The 16,463-nt window shown below is 59.2% G+C and carries 14 protein-coding genes; 4 read left to right on the forward strand and 10 right to left on the reverse strand.

Annotated elements, in window-relative coordinates; genetic code table 11:
• Positions 1 to 4: 4 nt before the first annotated feature.
• The gene (nagZ, locus tag JJN09_RS10785) at positions 5 to 1,015 is read right to left on the reverse strand and encodes a beta-N-acetylhexosaminidase (RefSeq protein WP_249490110.1); all 1,011 of its coding nucleotides are present in this window, start codon (positions 1,013 to 1,015) and stop codon (positions 5 to 7) included.
• Positions 1,016 to 1,173: 158 nt separating this feature from the next.
• Positions 1,174 to 1,881, reverse strand: coding sequence for a TetR/AcrR family transcriptional regulator (locus JJN09_RS10790; RefSeq protein ID WP_007953037.1), 708 nt, complete (start codon positions 1,879 to 1,881; stop codon positions 1,174 to 1,176).
• A gap of 230 nt (positions 1,882 to 2,111) precedes the next feature.
• Here JJN09_RS10790 and lexA point away from each other — a divergent pair, with 230 nt between their 5' ends.
• Both lexA and sulA read left to right on the forward strand, forming a co-directional pair.
• Positions 2,112 to 2,720 (forward strand): transcriptional repressor LexA, encoded by a 609-nt coding sequence (gene lexA / locus JJN09_RS10795; protein ID WP_007953044.1) that lies wholly within the window; start codon positions 2,112 to 2,114, stop codon positions 2,718 to 2,720.
• 10 nt (positions 2,721 to 2,730) lie between these two features.
• Positions 2,731 to 3,204 carry an SOS-induced cell division inhibitor SulA gene (gene sulA / locus JJN09_RS10800; protein WP_249490111.1) on the forward strand — a complete coding sequence of 158 codons (474 nt, stop codon included), beginning with the start codon at positions 2,731 to 2,733 and terminating at the stop codon, positions 3,202 to 3,204.
• A gap of 79 nt (positions 3,205 to 3,283) precedes the next feature.
• Here the strand turns inward: sulA and JJN09_RS10805 are convergent, their stop codons facing one another.
• From JJN09_RS10805 to JJN09_RS10835, 7 genes are all read right to left on the reverse strand, one after another.
• Positions 3,284 to 3,517: a hypothetical protein gene (locus JJN09_RS10805; RefSeq protein ID WP_249490791.1), complete on the reverse strand. Its 234-nt coding sequence runs from the start codon at positions 3,515 to 3,517 to the stop codon at positions 3,284 to 3,286.
• A gap of 106 nt (positions 3,518 to 3,623) precedes the next feature.
• The gene (locus JJN09_RS10810) at positions 3,624 to 4,148 is read right to left on the reverse strand and encodes a DUF6586 family protein (RefSeq protein WP_249490112.1); all 525 of its coding nucleotides are present in this window, start codon (positions 4,146 to 4,148) and stop codon (positions 3,624 to 3,626) included.
• A 171-nt stretch (positions 4,149 to 4,319) separates the two neighbouring features.
• Entirely contained in the window at positions 4,320 to 6,950 is a 2,631-nt protein-coding gene (gene topA / locus JJN09_RS10815) for a type I DNA topoisomerase (protein ID WP_249490113.1), read from the reverse strand.
• A gap of 114 nt (positions 6,951 to 7,064) precedes the next feature.
• Complete coding sequence (locus JJN09_RS10820; protein WP_007953059.1) at positions 7,065 to 7,301, reverse strand: DUF1653 domain-containing protein; 237 nt, start codon at positions 7,299 to 7,301, stop codon at positions 7,065 to 7,067.
• A 99-nt stretch (positions 7,302 to 7,400) separates the two neighbouring features.
• Positions 7,401 to 8,576 carry an acetyl-CoA C-acyltransferase FadA gene (gene fadA / locus JJN09_RS10825; protein WP_249490114.1) on the reverse strand — a complete coding sequence of 392 codons (1,176 nt, stop codon included), beginning with the start codon at positions 8,574 to 8,576 and terminating at the stop codon, positions 7,401 to 7,403.
• A 32-nt stretch (positions 8,577 to 8,608) separates the two neighbouring features.
• The gene (fadB, locus tag JJN09_RS10830; RefSeq protein ID WP_249490115.1) at positions 8,609 to 10,756 is read right to left on the reverse strand and encodes a fatty acid oxidation complex subunit alpha FadB; all 2,148 of its coding nucleotides are present in this window, start codon (positions 10,754 to 10,756) and stop codon (positions 8,609 to 8,611) included.
• 540 nt (positions 10,757 to 11,296) lie between these two features.
• Complete coding sequence (locus tag JJN09_RS10835; protein WP_249490116.1) at positions 11,297 to 11,734, reverse strand: hypothetical protein; 438 nt, start codon at positions 11,732 to 11,734, stop codon at positions 11,297 to 11,299.
• Between the two features lie 103 nt (positions 11,735 to 11,837).
• On the opposite strand from JJN09_RS10835, the gene JJN09_RS10840 reads away from it, so the two are divergent.
• Positions 11,838 to 12,275: a universal stress protein gene (locus tag JJN09_RS10840; RefSeq protein WP_047295289.1), complete on the forward strand. Its 438-nt coding sequence runs from the start codon at positions 11,838 to 11,840 to the stop codon at positions 12,273 to 12,275.
• Positions 12,276 to 12,338: 63 nt separating this feature from the next.
• Here the strand turns inward: JJN09_RS10840 and JJN09_RS10845 are convergent, their stop codons facing one another.
• Positions 12,339 to 14,261 carry an ATP-binding cassette domain-containing protein gene (locus JJN09_RS10845; protein WP_249490117.1) on the reverse strand — a complete coding sequence of 641 codons (1,923 nt, stop codon included), beginning with the start codon at positions 14,259 to 14,261 and terminating at the stop codon, positions 12,339 to 12,341.
• A gap of 213 nt (positions 14,262 to 14,474) precedes the next feature.
• Here JJN09_RS10845 and JJN09_RS10850 point away from each other — a divergent pair, with 213 nt between their 5' ends.
• Positions 14,475 to 16,403: a transglycosylase SLT domain-containing protein gene (locus tag JJN09_RS10850; RefSeq protein WP_249490118.1), complete on the forward strand. Its 1,929-nt coding sequence runs from the start codon at positions 14,475 to 14,477 to the stop codon at positions 16,401 to 16,403.
• Positions 16,404 to 16,463: the final 60 nt, after the last annotated feature.

Raw genomic sequence — 16,463 nt, forward strand, 5'->3', positions numbered from 1 at the left:
ATCCTTAATCGATCAGTTGAGCGTCTTTGAGCGCGCCGACAGCGGTCAGCCAGCGCGGATCCTGACGGTATTCGGTGTTGGCGAACGCCTGACCGCGCATGCGCGCGATGCGCGGCGACGGCTTGACCTTCATGCGTTGCGCGGCGCTCAGGGCCAGTTCGGCAGCAGCGCGATCGTTGCACACCAGGCCCATGTCGCAACCGGCGCTGAGTGCCGCCTCAATACGACTGGCCGCATCACCTACCACATGCGCGCCGGCCATTGACAGGTCATCACTGAAGATCACGCCGTCGAACTGCAACTCGCCGCGCAGGATGTCTTGCAACCAGCGTCGGGAGAAACCGGCCGGCTGTGCATCGACTTGCGGATAAATCACGTGGGCCGGCATGACGGCAGCCAATTGCTTGCTCAGTTTGGCGAACGGCACCAGGTCGTTGGCGCGGATCTCTTCAAGACTGCGCTCGTCGTTGGGGATCGCGACGTGAGAGTCGGCTTCCGCCCAGCCGTGGCCGGGGAAGTGCTTGCCGGTGGCAGCCATGCCGGCGCTGTTCATGCCTTTGATGAACGCTCCGGCGAGTAGCGCGGCGCGCTCCGGATCGCCTTCGAATGAGCGGGTGCCGACGACAGCACTGCGCTGGTAATCCAGATCCAACACCGGCGCGAAGCTCAGGTCGAGCCCGACAGCCAGCACTTCAGTGGCCATGATCCAGCCGCATTGCTCGGCCAGGTACTCGGCGTTCGGATTGTCAGCGATGGCACGCATGGCCGGCAAGCGCACGAAGCCCTGACGCAGGCGCTGGACACGACCGCCCTCCTGATCCACCGCCAGCAGCAGGTCCGGACGAATGGCACGGATCGCCGCGCTCAGCTCGCGCACCTGGCGCGGATGCTCGATATTGCGGGCAAAAATGATCAGGCCGCCCACTTCGGACTGACGCAACAATTGGCGATCTTCGGCCGTCAGCCAGGTACCGGCGACGTCCACCATCAACGAGCCTTGCAGGCCAGCAGTCATAGAAATTCCTTGAAAACGAAAAACCCGTTGCCCACGAAACCACCACCAGGGGCATTGCCCGGCGGGTCGGTGATTTCAGTGAGAAACGGGTTCAGAACGAGAGTCGGCATGGGCGGCTAGCTTAGCGGATGTCAGCTGCCGCGCCCACCCATGGACGGTTAAACCTTGGCAGGCGCCGGCGCTGATTTGCTGCGAGGTCGCAGCTGCGCGGTGGCCATCGCGGTATCGGTGACGCCGGTTTCGGCTCGCATGCCGGCCGCCAGAAACGGCACCATCAGGCGCATCACCTGCTCGATAGAGGTGTTGACGCCGAAATCGGTCTCGGCAATCGCGCGCAACGCCTTGATACCCGACATGCTGAACGCCGCGGCGCCAAGCATGAAGTGCACACGCCAGAACAGTTCGATAGGAGGAATGCGCGGGGCGGCTTCGTTGACCAGCAACATATAGCGACGGAATACCTTGCCGTACATGTCCTCCAGATATCGACGCAAGTGGCCCTGGCTCTGGCTGAACGCAAGACCGAGCAAGCGCATGAAGATCGATAGATCGTTGCCGCTGCGTGGCTGCACCACCAATGCCTGCTCGACGAGAATTTCCAGCAGCTCTTCAAGCGAAGGCTTGTTCTCTGGTTTGGCCTGGCGGCGCTCCAGCTCTTTGTCGAGGCTGATGCAGAACGGGCCGAGGAAGCGCGAGAAAACCGCCTGGATCAGCGCCTTCTTCGAGCCGAAGTGATAATTCACCGCAGCGAGGTTGACCCCTGCCTTGCTGGTGATCAGACGCAATGAGGTTTCAGCGAAACCTTTTTCCGCGAACAGCTGTTCTGCAGCATCAAGAATGCGTTCAACGGTTTCCGACTGGGCCATGGCTACTCCGCCTGACAAACACTTGTTTGAAACATACGTTTCAGCCTATGCCTTGTCAAGCCTGCGAGTTCGTTTTGGGAATGGTCGGTCAGATATTTAACCACAACAAGGACGCCACATTAATCGGCGCCGTCACTGACCGTCTGGCGGCCTGCCAAAAAACGGCCATTGCCAAGACCGCTTCACTGTATATAATCCCAGTCACTGTATAAAAAGACAGAGCGATCAATATGCTTAAGCTGACGCCACGCCAAGCCGAGATTCTGGCCTTTATCAAACGCTGCCTCGAAGACAACGGCTACCCGCCGACCCGTGCGGAAATCGCTCAGGAACTGGGTTTCAAATCCCCCAACGCTGCCGAAGAGCATCTCAAGGCGCTCGCCCGCAAAGGTGCAATCGAGATGACTCCGGGAGCCTCTCGCGGTATTCGAATCCCTGGTTTCGAAGCCAAGGTCGACGAATCCACACTGCCGATCATCGGCCGAGTGGCCGCCGGCGCACCGATTCTCGCCCAACAGCACATCGAAGAGTCCTGCAACATTAACCCGGCCTTCTTCCACCCTCGCGCCGATTATCTTTTGCGCGTCCACGGGATGAGCATGAAGGACATCGGCATTTTCGACGGTGACCTGCTGGCCGTTCATACGACCCGGGAAGCACGCAACGGTCAGATCGTAGTTGCCCGGATCGGTGACGAAGTGACTGTCAAACGCTTCAAGCGCGATGGCAGCAAGGTCTGGCTGATCGCCGAAAACCCCGAGTTCGCCCCTATCGAAGTCAACCTGAAAGATCAGGAACTGGTGATTGAAGGCTTGAGTGTCGGCGTAATCCGCCGTTAAAGGAGGCTTTATGCAGTTCCCACACGTACCTCAGCAAACACAACTGCCGTTGTTCGAGGCATTTCTGGCGCAACCATTGGCCCCCATCCTCAAGGATGTAGCCGAGCGACCATGGAATGTCGAACCCGAAGCGTTCAGTGAGTTGTCGCTGCGCGGCGCGGCCGGGAACTGCCTGAACCTGCTGGCACCGATTCTTCGCGAATTGAGTGATGACCAGGACGCACGCTGGCTGACACTGATTGCGCCGCCCGCCAGCCTGACCCAAGCCTGGCTGCGGGATGCCGGACTGAATCGAGAACGCATCCTGCTGTTGCAACCGCGCGGCACACAGAGCGCCCAGCAATTGGCTTGCGAAGCCCTGCGCCTGGGTCGTAGCCATACAGTGGTGACATGGTTGAACCCACTTAACTCAGGCTCACGCCAACAACTGATCAGCGCCGCCCGCACCGGGGACGCTCAAAGCCTGAATATTCGACTGGGCTGACTAGATGCGCGCCATCTGGAGCGCGGGGCTTCTCAAGGGATAGAGAAGCCGAACCGAAGCGATAATCGACGGGCGGTGCTCAATGAAGAACTCGCGGCCCCTCTTCCTTATCAAAATCGCCTTCAACCATTCGACCGGCCATTTGCACGCCGACGCTCAGCATCGCCTTGGCAATTTCAACGTGTTGGCCCTGCAGAAATGCCTTGGCATCCTCGGAGAAATCCAGAGTTACCAGAGAACCCTCGTCCTCGGCCCTGCGTAGTTCAATTCGGCCGTCTGGTAGCTCGACAATTTCTAGAAAGGACGTTGGCATATAGGTCTGTTCTCCACGAAAGGCAGGGATTATATAGAGATCGTTCGGGATTCGCTCAGGATCTTGACCAGCAGCATGCATCTCGTCGCCACCAGCCAAGAAGCCATCAGCACTCGTTCAAACCTTCACGGAAACGGATAGCCAGACCCTTCAGGTTCTGCCGCCAGCTCTCCAATTCCTCACGACTCAACTCGTCGGGTGCCGGCTCTTCGTCCAGATTAACTGCCTGAATCAGCGGCTGGGTCACATCACCCTTTGGCTTGTGTGGCACACGTGGTGGCTGAAACAGCGCCGAATGCGCGGCCAGCAATTTAGCCAGCCAGGTTTCCGGATTACCCGCCAACTCAACCATCTCGGCCAACTCCGGAATGGCAATCGACTCCAGCACTTCGCGCGTCAACAGCGTCTCCGCCCGCGGTGCATTGGCCTGTGGCAGCCTGTAGAATCCGGCAATTTCGTGGCACAGCCCCAGCAATGCGCCATAGAGCTGAAACAGCGCCGATTCGCGCCCTGCCTGAATCAACGCCAGCGAATTCATCGCCCGCCCCTCTTCGGCCCTGGCCAGCGCTTCCAGCGACAAACCCGCGAAATAGATCTTCTGATTGGTACGGGTATAGAGTTCGTGGGCCATATAAGCACTCTCCACAACGAAATAATTGCTTCACACAGGCCGGACAGTGTCATGGATCAGCCGATCCGACCGCAAGCTTTAAACAAAAAGGCCGCATGAAAACCCGAAGGTTGTCATGCGGCCTTTTGTGTTGAAGCCACCCGATCAGGGCAACTTCAGATCAGCGTTTGCTCAAGCCTTGGCTTTTGCCGGACGCTTGTCTTCAACTGTCCACTTGCCACCGTCGAAGAACGCCTTCCAGCCTGTCGGCTTGCCGTCGACTTCGGTCTGGACGTATTGCTCCTTGGTCTTGCGACTGTAGCGGATCACGGCGGGCAGACCATCTGGATCCTTCTGCGGCGCTTCGCACAGGAAGTGGTACTTCGGATCGATCTCGTCCTTGTGCGGCAGAATCTCGATCACCAGTGGAGCACGGGTCTCGCGGTTTTTCGGGAACTGACTGGCCGCCAGAAACAGACCGGACGCACCGTCACGCAGGATGTAGGTATCGTTGACCTTTTCGCATTTCAGCTCAGGCATTTTCACCGGGTCCATCTTCGGCGGCGCCGCATCACCGCTCTTCAGCAGCTTGCGGGTGTTCTTGCAGGTTGCGTTGGTGCAACCGAAGAACTTGCCGAAACGGCCAGTCTTGAGCTGCATCTCGCTGCCGCACTTGTCGCATTCCAGGCTCGGACCTTCGTAGCCCTTGATGCGGTAGCTGCCCTCTTCGATTTCGTAGCCGTCGCAATCCGGGTTGTTACCGCAGATGTGCAGCTTGCGCTTCTCGTCGAGCAGGTAAGCGTCCATCGCCGTGCTGCAGATCGGGCAGCGGTGCTTGCCGCGCAGTACCAGGGATTCCGATTCACCTTCGTCGTCCGCAGCGATTTCATCGCCCGGCACCAGGTTGACGGTGGCCTTGCAGCGCTCTTTCGGCGGCAGGCTGTAACCCGAGCAACCGAGGAATACGCCGGTCGAAGCAGTACGAATCTGCATCGGACGGCCGCAAGTGGTGCACGGAATGTCGGTCATTACCGGCTGGTTGGCGCGCATGCCGGCTTCCGGATTCTCGGCTACTTCAAGTTTCTTTTTGAAGTCACCGTAGAACTCGTCCAGCACGTTTTTCCAGTCGCGCTCACCCTGGGCCACGTCATCGAGGTTCTCTTCCATGCCGGCGGTGAAGCCGTAGTCCATGAGGTTCGAGAAACTCTCCGACAGACGCTCGGTGACGATATCGCCCATCTTTTCCGAATAGAAACGACGGTTATGCAGGGTCACGTAACCGCGATCCTGAATGGTCGAAATGATCGCCGCATAGGTCGAAGGACGGCCAATACCGCGCTTTTCCATTTCCTTCACCAGACTGGCTTCCGAATAACGGGCCGGCGGCTTGGTGAAATGCTGGGTCGGATCAAGTTTGATCAGCTTCATCACGTCGCCCTGCGCCATGTCCGGCAGGACATCGTCGTCGCCAGGCTTGGCGATTTGCGGTAGAACGCGGGTGTAACCGTCGAACTTCAGGATGCGGCCCTTGGCACGCAGCTCGAAGTCGCCAGCGGCCACACTGACAGTGGTCGACAGATATTGCGCCGGCAGCATCTGGCAAGCCAGGAACTGGCGCCAGATCAGCTCGTAGAGGCGCTCAGCATCGCGCTCCATACCCGCGAGCTTGCTCGGCGTGGTGTTGGCGTCAGAAGGACGAATCGCTTCGTGAGCCTCTTGTGCGCCTTCCTTGCTGCTATAGACGTTCGGCGACTCCGGCAGGTACTTCTTGCCGAATTCGGTTTCGATGTAATCGCGCGCCATCGTCACGGCATCCGCCGAGAGGTTGGTCGAGTCGGTACGCATATAAGTGATGTAGCCAGCTTCATACAGACGCTGGGCCATCATCATGGTTTTCTTCACGCCGAAGCCCAGGCGGTTGCTCGCGGCCTGTTGCAGCGTGGAAGTGATGAACGGTGCCGACGGCTTGCTGCTGGTCGGTTTGTCTTCGCGCTTGACGATGCTGTAGCTGGAGGATTTCAGCTTCTCCAGCGCAGCCATGGCCTGAGCTTCGTTAAGCGGCTTGAAAGCTTCGCCCTTCTCACGCGCCACTTCGAAACGCACGGTCGAACCTTTGGTGGTGCCGAGATCGGCATGCACTTCCCAGTATTCTTCCGGATTGAACGCGCGAATCTCGCGCTCACGCTCGACCACCAGTTTCACGGCAACCGATTGCACACGACCGGCGGACAAGCCGCGAGCGATCTTTGCCCACAGCAGCGGCGAAACCATGTAACCCACGACGCGGTCGAGGAAACGACGGGCCTGCTGGGCGTTCACTCGATCGATATCGAGCTCGCCCGGCTCCGAGAAGGCTTCCTGAATCGCTTTCTTGGTGATTTCGTTGAACACCACGCGCTTGTAGCGGCTGTCGTCACCACCGATGGCTTCGCGCAGGTGCCAGGCAATGGCTTCCCCCTCGCGATCCAAGTCGGTTGCGAGATAGATGGTGTCAGCATCCTTGGCGAGCCGGCGCAGCTCTTCGATGACCTTTTCCTTGCCCGGAAGGATCTCGTACTTGGCCTTCCAGCCATGATCGGGATCGACACCCATGCGCGAAACGAGCTGTTTACGTGCCTTTTCCTTCGGCGAGAGCACTGGCCCTTCGCCCGCGGCGGCCTTGCCGCGCTTGGCGGCAGGCTCCTTGCTGGCGCTAGCCGAACCGCTGGTGGGCAGGTCTCGGATATGGCCGATACTCGACTTCACCACGTATTGGTTGCCCAGATACTTGTTGATGGTCTTGGCCTTAGCCGGGGATTCCACAATGACCAGCGATTTGCCCATGGATCAGAAAATTCCTGAATTCTAGAAGTGAAAGGCGGTTGGCGCCTGACGCGGCACCGCTATATATAGTGGCTACAAGGTGAGGTCAAGCGCAGGGTTTTGCGCGCACTCGCCTTATGGCTTCGAAAAAAGGCTTGGTTCGGCTTGCACCAAAGCAAAGCGCGGGACCTGCTCGCCGTCAACTTCGACGGACTCGAGAAACATGCTCAAGGGACGTACCCAAAAGCCGTAATCGCCATACAGGGCTTGGTAAAAGACCACTTCTTCTTCGGTCTCGGAATGCCGCGCAACACTGAATACACGGTACTGCGGACCTTTGTAATGTTGGTAGAGCCCAGGTTGTATCGGCACGCTTCGGCCCTCACTCAAATTTTTTCAAAATAAATACAAAAATAAATCCACAAAAACAAAAACCGGGGCACTTGGCCCCGGCTTCCATCGACGAGACGCTTAAACGCGTTCGAAGACGGTGGAGATGCCTTGGCCGAGGCCAATGCACATGGTGGCCACCCCGAAGGTGCCGCCATTCTGCTTCATCACGTTCAGCAAGGTGCCGGAAATACGGGCACCGGAGCAACCGAACGGGTGACCCAGGGCGATCGCGCCGCCGTGCAGGTTAACCTTCTCATTCATCTTGTCGAGCACTTTCAGGTCTTTCAGCACTGGCAGAGCCTGTGCGGCGAACGCTTCGTTGAGCTCGAAGAAGTCGATATCGTTGATACCCAGGCCGGCACGCTTCAGTGCTTTCTGAGTAGCCGGTACCGGACCATAGCCCATGATCGCAGGATCCACACCTGCCACCGCCATCGAACGAATCACGGCCAGCGGCTGAATGCCCAGGTCCTGTGCACGCTGTGCCGACATCACGATCATGCACGAAGCACCATCGGTGATCTGCGACGAAGTACCGGCAGTCACGGTGCCGCCCTTTGGATTAAACGCTGGCTTCAGAGCCGCCAGGCTTTCCAGGGTGGTTTCCGGACGAATGGTTTCGTCGTAGTCGAACAGTTTCAGGAAACCGTTCTCGTCGTAGCCTTGCATCGGGATGATTTCGTCCTTGAACTTACCTTCCACGGTTGCCTTGTGGGCCAACTGGTGGGAACGCACGCCAAAGGCGTCCTGCTGTTCGCGAGTGATACCGTGCATTTTGCCCAGCATTTCAGCGGTCAGGCCCATCATGCCCGAGGCTTTCGCCGCGTACAGGGACATGTGCGGGTTCGGATCGACACCGTGCATCATGCTCACGTGGCCCATATGCTCGACGCCGCCAACCACGAACACGTCACCGTTACCGGTCATGATCGCTTGCGCAGCGGTGTGCAGCGCGCTCATCGAAGAGCCACACAGACGGCTGACGGTCTGGCCGGCCGAGGTGTGCGGGATCTGGGTCATCAGCGACGCCATGCGTGCGATGTTCCAGCCCTGCTCCAGGGTCTGGTTCACACAGCCCCAGATCACGTCCTCGACTTCAGCAGGATCGACCTTCGCGTTGCGCTCCAGCAGCTTGCTGATCAGGTGCGCCGACATGTCTTCGGCGCGGGTGTTGCGGTGCATGCCGCCCTTGGAGCGGCCCATCGGAGTACGACCGAAGTCGACAATCACGACGTCTCTTGGATTCAAGCTCATAAAATTTCACTCTCGCTCAAAAGTTGGGACGCTTAACCGAAGAACCGTTGGCCGGTTTTGGCCATTTCACGCAGCTTCGCGGTCGGGTGGTAGAGCGCGCCCAAATCAGCGTACTGGTCGGCCAGGGCAACAAACTCGGCAACACCGATCGAATCGATGTAACGCAGCGCACCGCCACGGAATGGAGGGAAACCAATACCGTAGACCAGACCCATGTCGGCTTCGGCAGCGGTTTCGACGATGCCGTCTTCCAGGCAACGCACGGTTTCCAGGCACAGCGGGATCATCATCCAGTTGATGATGTCTTCGTCAGTGACTTCACGCTGCTCGTAGACGATCGGCTTGAGCACTTCCAGTACCGACGGGTCGGCGACTTTCTTCTGCTTGCCTTTCTTGTCGGCCTCGTAGGCATAGAAGCCCTTGCCGTTCTTCTGACCCAGACGTTTGGCTTCGTAAAGCACGTCGATGGCCGAACGACGATCGTCCTTCATGCGATCCGGGAATCCCTCAGCCATCACGTCACGACCGTGGTGGCCAGTGTCGATGCCGACCACGTCCATCAGGTACGCCGGGCCCATTGGCCAGCCGAATTTTTCCATGATCTTGTCGATACGGACGAAGTCCACACCGGCGCTGACCAGCTTGGCGAAACCGCCGAAGTACGGGAACAGTACGCGGTTGACCAGGAAGCCCGGGCAGTCGTTGACGACGATCGGGTTCTTGCCCATTTTCTTGGCGTAGGCAACGGTGGTGGCAACAGCCAGCTCGCTGGACTTCTCGCCACGGATCACTTCCACCAGCGGCATCATGTGCACCGGGTTGAAGAAGTGCATGCCGACGAAGTTTTCCGGACGCTTGAGGGCCTTGGCCAGCAGGCTGATGGAAATGGTCGAGGTGTTGGACGCGAGGATGGTGTCCTCTTTGACCTTGTCTTCGACTTCCGCCAGAACGGCTTGCTTGACTTTCGGGTTCTCGACCACGGCTTCAACGACCAGGTCGACGTGACCGAAATCGCCGTAGGACAGCGTAGGACGAATGCCGTTGAGCACTTCAGCCATTTTCGCGGCGGTCATGCGGCCTTTATCAACGCGACCGACCAGCAGCTTGGCGGCTTCCGCCAGACCTTGCTCGATACCGTGCTCGTTGATGTCCTTCATCAGGATCGGCGTACCTTTGGAGGCCGACTGATAGGCGATACCGCCACCCATGATGCCTGCGCCCAGTACGGCAGCCTGCTTCACGTCCTTGGCGATTTCATCGTAGGCCTTGGCCTTTTTCTTCAGTTCCTGATCGTTCAGGAACAGACCGATCAAGCTCTGCGCGGCAGAGGTCTTGGCCAGTTTCACGAAACCTGCGGCTTCGACTTCCAGTGCTTTGTCACGACCGAAGTTCGCGGCTTTCTGGATGGTCTTGATCGCTTCGACCGGGGCCGGGTAGTTAGGACCCGCCTGGCCCGCCACGAAACCTTTGGCGGTTTCGAAAGCCATCATTTGCTCAATGGCGTTCAGCTTGAGCTTTTCCAGCTTCGGCTGGCGCTTGGCCTTGTAGTCGAACTCGCCGGAGATGGCGCGCTTGATCAGCTCAAGGGCAGCATCCTGCAGCTTCTCGGGAGCAACCACGGCATCGACGGCGCCGACTTTCAGCGCCTCTTCAGGACGGTTTTCCTTGCCGGCGGCAATCCACTCAATGGCGTTGTCGGCACCGATCAGGCGCGGCAGACGCACGGTACCGCCGAAGCCTGGGTAGATGCCCAGTTTGACTTCTGGCAGACCGATCTTGGCCTTGGTGGACATGACGCGGTAGTCCGCGGCCAGGCACATTTCCAGACCGCCACCCAGGGCAATGCCGTTGATCGCGGCGACAGTCGGAACGTTGAGGTCTTCGAAATCGCTGAAGATCTTGTTGGCTTCGAGATTGCCAGCAACCAGCTCGGCATCCGGCAGCTTGAAGTTGTCGACAAATTCGGTGATGTCGGCGCCGACGATGAACACGTCCTTGCCACTGCTGACGATCACGCCCTTGATCGAAGCATCTGCCTTGATGGTGTCTACGGCCTGACGCAGTTCGTTCAGGGTAAGACGGTTGAACTTGTTGACGGACTCACCCTTGAGGTCGAATTTCAATTCGACGATGCCACTTTCAAGAGCTTTAACCGTGATGGCTTTACCTTCGTAAATCATCAACTGATCTCCACGATATGGAAGCTGAACAGTACACGTCGGACGCAGGCGAATGGCTCGGCAGGACGCTTTTTCGTCAATGCTGACACCAATCCACCCGGCACACCCGCCAACGCGATAGTCGGGATTCTGTAGGAGCAGTCTGCAATACAAACGCTCAATTCATACGCCCGTTTGATTTGGGTACGCCACCTTCACGGAATTTCCGACAATTGTCAATCGCCCTAAATACGGGTTGAAATGCGACTTTGCGGTCATTTCTGTAAGACGCAGCCCGCCAACACATGCTTGCATGTGAGGGCATTCATAAGATTAATAGTTAGAAATGTCGCCCTAATTCGCTGCAGCCCTTGTTTAACAGGCTACGCTGGCTGGACTACGAAGGAAAACAGGCGCACTTTTGCTGACCGGACCTAACCGGATCAACGCCAAATAGAATTTCCGGCCTGCCTGGCCAACCCCGCCCGATGAATCATGTCGGGCTTTTTATTGCTCGTCTGCCGGACGTTTCGCACCGTTGCAGCGCGAAAAGTCCGCGAGTCATGCCAGCGCTTTCAGCGTGGCGTCAATATCCAGCAAAACCGTCGCTTCACCCTTCTCGCCCCAATAGAGCGCGATCATCTGCTTGTCGGCTTCAACCTTGAAAACGTTGCCCGGCAACTTCTCGAAATGATTCAGTAGAAGCGGGTCCTCACAGGCTTCCTGCCATTGATTGACCCACACGCCCGGGGATTTCTGCCAGTACGTCCAGCACACCGGCTGCTTGCTGCGCCGTGGTCGATGGTATTGCGCACACGGGTTTGGCGGCTCCTGAGACAGCCAGTGTGGCCATTCCTGAGGTGCCAGTTGCATGGCCAGCCCGATGCGCCGGGCCTCCGCGCGCAAGGCTATCCGGCCACTCTGTGCACGGGACGGGCGCAGCCACGCCAGGGGGCTCAACACCACCAGCAGGATTGACACCACCAGCCAGACCGTCATATCTCTACTCCCGATTTTGAATGAGCCCATTGCGTCACTTTGGAACCAATGCGCTTGAAACCAGCCATACTTAACAATATTGATCCCTCACGAGGAGCACCTCATGCCCTACCACCATATCCTGGTCGCCGTAGATCTGACCGAAGAGTGCGACCCTGTGATCCACCGCGCCCGAGAGCTGTCGGTGAGCAATGGCGCCAAGCTGTCGCTGGTGCATATCGTCGAACCGATGGCCATGGCCTTCGGGGGTGACGTGCCGATGGATCTGTCACAACTGCAACAACAGCAATTCGATCAGGCCAAGGAGCGCCTCGAGCGCCTGAAGCACAAGTACACCGAACTGGAAGGCTCCAACTGCCACCTGACCTATGGCCAGCCACGCCAGGAAATCCACCACTTCGCCAAGGATCAGGAATGCGACCTGATCGTGGTCGGCAGCCATGGCCGGCATGGTCTGGCGCTGCTATTGGGTTCGACCGCCAATGACGTGCTGCACGGCGCACCTTGCGATGTGCTGGCGGTGCACCTGGTCAAACGCTGATCTCACCTATGAAAAGCCCGGCGTCCATCACTGGACGCCGGGCTTTTTCATGACTGGAAACAATCAGGCATCCAGTTCGGCCCAACGCTCCACCAACGCATCCAGTTCAGCCTGCAACTGCTCCAGCGAAGCAATGACTTTGGCCGTCTCGACCGCCGGGCGCTGGTAGAAACCGGCTTCAGCCATTTCAGCCTCGACAGCAGCGATCTGCTGTTCCTTGGCGTCGATGTCGCCCGGCAACGCTTCCAGCTCGCGCTGAAGCTTGTAGCTCAGCTTCTTCTTCGCAGCCGGGGCCGCAGCAACGGGCGCAGCAACCGGAGCCGGTTCGGCAGTGACCACCGCCGAATTCAGGTCAGCCTTGCCGGATTTGCTCTCGGTCACACCCAACAGACGCGGCGAACCGCCCTGACGGATCCAGTCCTGATAGCCACCGACGTATTCGCGAACCTTGCCTTCACCTTCGAAGACCAGGGTGCTGGTCACCACGTTGTCGAGGAATGCCCGGTCGTGACTGACCATCAGCACGGTGCCGTTGAAGGTCAACAACACTTCTTCGAGCAGCTCGAGGGTTTCCACATCGAGGTCGTTGGTCGGTTCGTCGAGCACCAGCAGGTTCGCCGGCTTGCTGAACAGCTTGGCCAACAGCAGACGCGCACGCTCGCCACCGGACAACGCCTTCACCGGCGTGCGGGCACGCTGCGGGCTGAACAGGAAGTCGCCGAGGTAGCTGAGCACGTGACGGCTCTGGCCGTCGATATCAATAAAGTCGCGACCTTCGGCGACGTTGTCGATCACGGTCTTTTCCAGATCCAGCTGATGGCGCAATTGGTCGAAGTAGGCCACGTCGATCCGGGTGCCCTCTTCCACTTTGCCGCTGGTCGGTTGCAGACCGCTGAGCATCAGTTTCAACAGCGTGGTCTTGCCCGTACCGTTGGCGCCGAGCAGGCCGATCCGGTCACCGCGCTGCAGCACCATGGAGAAATCGCGGATCAGGAACGGGCCGCCCGGATGCGCGAAGCTCACGTTATCCAGCACCATCACCTGCTTGCCGGACTTCTCTGCGGTGTCCAGCTGGATGTTGGCCTTGCCGGTACGTTCGCGACGCTCACTGCGTTCGACGCGCAGGGCTTTCAACGCACGTACGCGGCCTTCGTTACGGGTACGACGGGCCTTGATGCCCTGACGAATCCACACTTCTTCTTGAGCCAGACGCTTATCGAACAGCGCGTTGGCAGTTTCTTCAGCAGCCAGTGCGGCTTCTTTGTGAACCAGGAAACTGGCGTAGTCGCCGTTCCAGTCGATCAGGCCGCCGCGATCCAGTTCTAGGATGCGGGTGGCGAGGTTTTGCAGGAAGGAACGGTCGTGCGTGATGAACAGCACGGCACCCTGGAAATCCTTCAGTGCTTCTTCGAGCCAGGCAATCGCACCGATGTCCAGGTGGTTGGTCGGTTCGTCGAGCAGCAGCAGATCCGGCTCGGACACCAGCGCCTGTGCCAGCAGCACACGACGACGCCAGCCGCCGGACAACTCGGCGAGGGTCTTGTCGGCCGGCAATTGCAGGCGGCTGAGGGTACTGTCGACCAGAGTCTGCAAGCGCCAGCCATCGCGGGCTTCGAGGTCGTGCTGGACGTGCATCAGCTTGTCCAGATCGGCGTCGGTGACGATGTTCTGGCTCAGGTGATGGTATTCGGCGAGCAAGGCGCCAACACCGTCGAGGCCTTCGGCGACCACGTCGAACACCGTCCGCTCGTCGGCCACCGGCAATTCTTGCGGCAATTCACCGATTTTCAGACCGGGGGCACGCCACACCGAGCCGTCATCAGGCTTCTGGTCGCCCTTGACCAGTTTCATCATGCTGGACTTGCCAGTGCCGTTGCGACCGATGATGCACACCCGCTCACCACGGGCGATCTGCCAGGACACCTTGTCCAACAACGGCATCGCGCCGAATGCAAGGGACACATCGCTGAATTTGAGCAGGGTCATGAGCTTCTCCAAAAACCGGGCGCGCATTCTACCTGAATCGGGACCCGAGCAGGCCGGCAATTTCGCCGCTGACGCACTCTGCACAACAATTGTTGCGAACTTGTGCCACAGGGCCCGCAAAGCTTTCGCCCGTTGCTGGCAAAAGGCTAAGCTACAGACAATTCAGTGCCGCCCATGCCGGCACTTGTCATGATTTCTCTGCCCGGATGTCTCATGCGCAGTCGCCTTTTCAGTGTTTTGTCCTGTTTGCTACTCACCGCCGCTGCTGCCCAATCCGCCCAGGCGGTGGACCTGTCCACCCAGCGCCAGTATTACGATGAGGCCAAACGCGCCCTGGCCAAGGGCGACACCGGCCCGTATTTTCGCTACAGCCAGGCCCTCGCCGATTATCCGCTGGAGCCGTATCTGGCGTACGACGAGCTGACCGCCCGCCTGAAGACCGCGAGCAACGCGGAGATCGAAAAATTCCTCGCAGAGCACGGTGACCTGCCCCAGGCCAACTGGATGAAGCTGCGCTGGTTGCGCTGGCTGGCCGACCGTGGCGAATGGGCGACCTTCGTCAAATATTACGACCCGAAACTCAATTTCACCGAGCTGGACTGCCTGAACGCGCAGTACCAGATCAGCAGCGGCCGCAAGGCCGAGGGTTACGCCAACGCCGACAAATTGTGGCTGACCGGCAAATCGCAACCGGCGGCGTGTGATGCGCTGTTCGGAATCTGGGCCGCCGACGGTCAGTTGACCGAGCAAAAACGCTGGGAACGCACCAAACTCGCCGCTCAGACACGCAACTATCCGCTGGCCAACAGTCTGGTCAACGGCCTGACCACCCTTGCCCCGCGTGGGCGCCTGCTGGTGGATGTGGCGCAGAAACCGGAGCTGCTCAACCAGCCGTCGCGCTTCACCCCGGCCGACGAACCGATGTCGGACATCGTCAGCCTCGGCCTGCGCCGCCTGGCGCGTCAGGACCCGGACAAGGCCATGGACCTGCTCGACGGCTACGCCAGCAGCATGCATTTCTCCCGCGATGAAAAAGTCGCGATCGCACGGGAAATCGGCCTGACTCTGGCCCGTCGTTTCGACAGCCGCGCGCTAGACGTGATGACCAAATATGACCCGGAACTGCGCGACAACACCGTTTCTGAATGGCGCCTGCGTCTGCTGCTGCGTCTGGCGCGCTGGGACGACGCCTACCAACTGACCCGCCGTCTGCCGCAGGATCTGGCCACCACCAACCGCTGGCGTTACTGGCAAGCCCGCAGCCTGGAACTGGCACAACCACAGAACCCGGAAGCGCAGACGTTGTACAAGAGCCTCGCACGGGAACGGGATTTCTACGGTTTCCTTGCCGCCGATCGCTCGCAGCTGCCCTATTCGCTGGTCAACAAACCGTTGGTACTCAGCCAAGCCACCATCAACAAGGTGCGCAACACGCCCGGCGTTCGCCGCGCGCTGGAGTTCCACGCCCGCGGGCAGATCGTCGATGGCCGACGCGAGTGGTATCACGTCAGCCGTCATTTCAATCGCGATGAAATGGTCGCCCAGGCCAAACTGGCCTACGACCTGAAGTGGTACTTCCCGGCGATCCGCACCATCAGCCAGGCGCAATACTGGGACGACCTGGACATCCGCTTCCCGATGGCCCACCGCGAAACCCTGGTGCGTGAAGCCAAGGTACGCGGCCTGCATTCGAGCTGGGTGTTCGCCATCACCCGTCAGGAAAGCGCGTTCATGGACGACGCCCGCTCCGGCGTCGGCGCCAGCGGTCTGATGCAACTGATGCCCGGCACCGCCAAGGAAACCGCACGCAAATTCAGCATTCCACTGGCCTCACCGCAGCAAGTGCTCGATCCGGACAAAAACATCCAGCTCGGCGCTGCCTACCTGAGTCAGGTGCACAGCCAGTTCAACGGCAACCGCGTGCTCGCCTCCGCCGCCTACAACGCCGGCCCCGGCCGAGTGCGCCAGTGGTTGCGCGGCGCCGATCACCTGAGCTTCGACGTGTGGGTGGAAAGCATCCCGTTCGACGAAACCCGCCAGTACGTACAGAACGTGCTGTCTTACTCGGTGATCTACGGCCAGAAACTCAACTCGCCGCAACCGCTGGTGGACTGGCATGAGCGGTACTTTGACGATCAGTGATCGTGCCGCGCTTTGCTGAAAGATCGACTTAAACAAAAATGCCCGCATCGAGAGATGCGG

The organism is Pseudomonas sp. HS6 (assembly GCF_023375815.1).
Lineage (GTDB): Bacteria > Pseudomonadota > Gammaproteobacteria > Pseudomonadales > Pseudomonadaceae > Aquipseudomonas.

What these genes read in the sequence shown, in the direction of transcription:
- sulA (WP_249490111.1), top strand. Translation starts at nt 2,731, where the DNA reads ATGCAGTTCCCACACGTACCTCAGCAAACACAACTGCCGTTGTTCGAG.
- JJN09_RS10845 (WP_249490117.1), bottom strand. Translation starts at nt 14,261, where the DNA reads ATGACCCTGCTCAAATTCAGCGATGTGTCCCTTGCATTCGGCGCGATG.
- topA (WP_249490113.1), bottom strand. Translation starts at nt 6,950, where the DNA reads ATGGGCAAATCGCTGGTCATTGTGGAATCCCCGGCTAAGGCCAAGACC.
- fadB (WP_249490115.1), bottom strand. Translation starts at nt 10,756, where the DNA reads ATGATTTACGAAGGTAAAGCCATCACGGTTAAAGCTCTTGAAAGTGGC.
- JJN09_RS10840 (WP_047295289.1), top strand. Translation starts at nt 11,838, where the DNA reads ATGCCCTACCACCATATCCTGGTCGCCGTAGATCTGACCGAAGAGTGC.
- JJN09_RS10850 (WP_249490118.1), top strand. Translation starts at nt 14,475, where the DNA reads ATGCGCAGTCGCCTTTTCAGTGTTTTGTCCTGTTTGCTACTCACCGCC.
- fadA (WP_249490114.1), bottom strand. Translation starts at nt 8,576, where the DNA reads ATGAGCTTGAATCCAAGAGACGTCGTGATTGTCGACTTCGGTCGTACT.
- lexA (WP_007953044.1), top strand. Translation starts at nt 2,112, where the DNA reads ATGCTTAAGCTGACGCCACGCCAAGCCGAGATTCTGGCCTTTATCAAA.
- JJN09_RS10790 (WP_007953037.1), bottom strand. Translation starts at nt 1,881, where the DNA reads ATGGCCCAGTCGGAAACCGTTGAACGCATTCTTGATGCTGCAGAACAG.
- nagZ (WP_249490110.1), bottom strand. Translation starts at nt 1,015, where the DNA reads ATGACTGCTGGCCTGCAAGGCTCGTTGATGGTGGACGTCGCCGGTACC.
- JJN09_RS10805 (WP_249490791.1), bottom strand. Translation starts at nt 3,517, where the DNA reads ATGCCAACGTCCTTTCTAGAAATTGTCGAGCTACCAGACGGCCGAATT.
- JJN09_RS10835 (WP_249490116.1), bottom strand. Translation starts at nt 11,734, where the DNA reads ATGACGGTCTGGCTGGTGGTGTCAATCCTGCTGGTGGTGTTGAGCCCC.
- JJN09_RS10810 (WP_249490112.1), bottom strand. Translation starts at nt 4,148, where the DNA reads ATGGCCCACGAACTCTATACCCGTACCAATCAGAAGATCTATTTCGCG.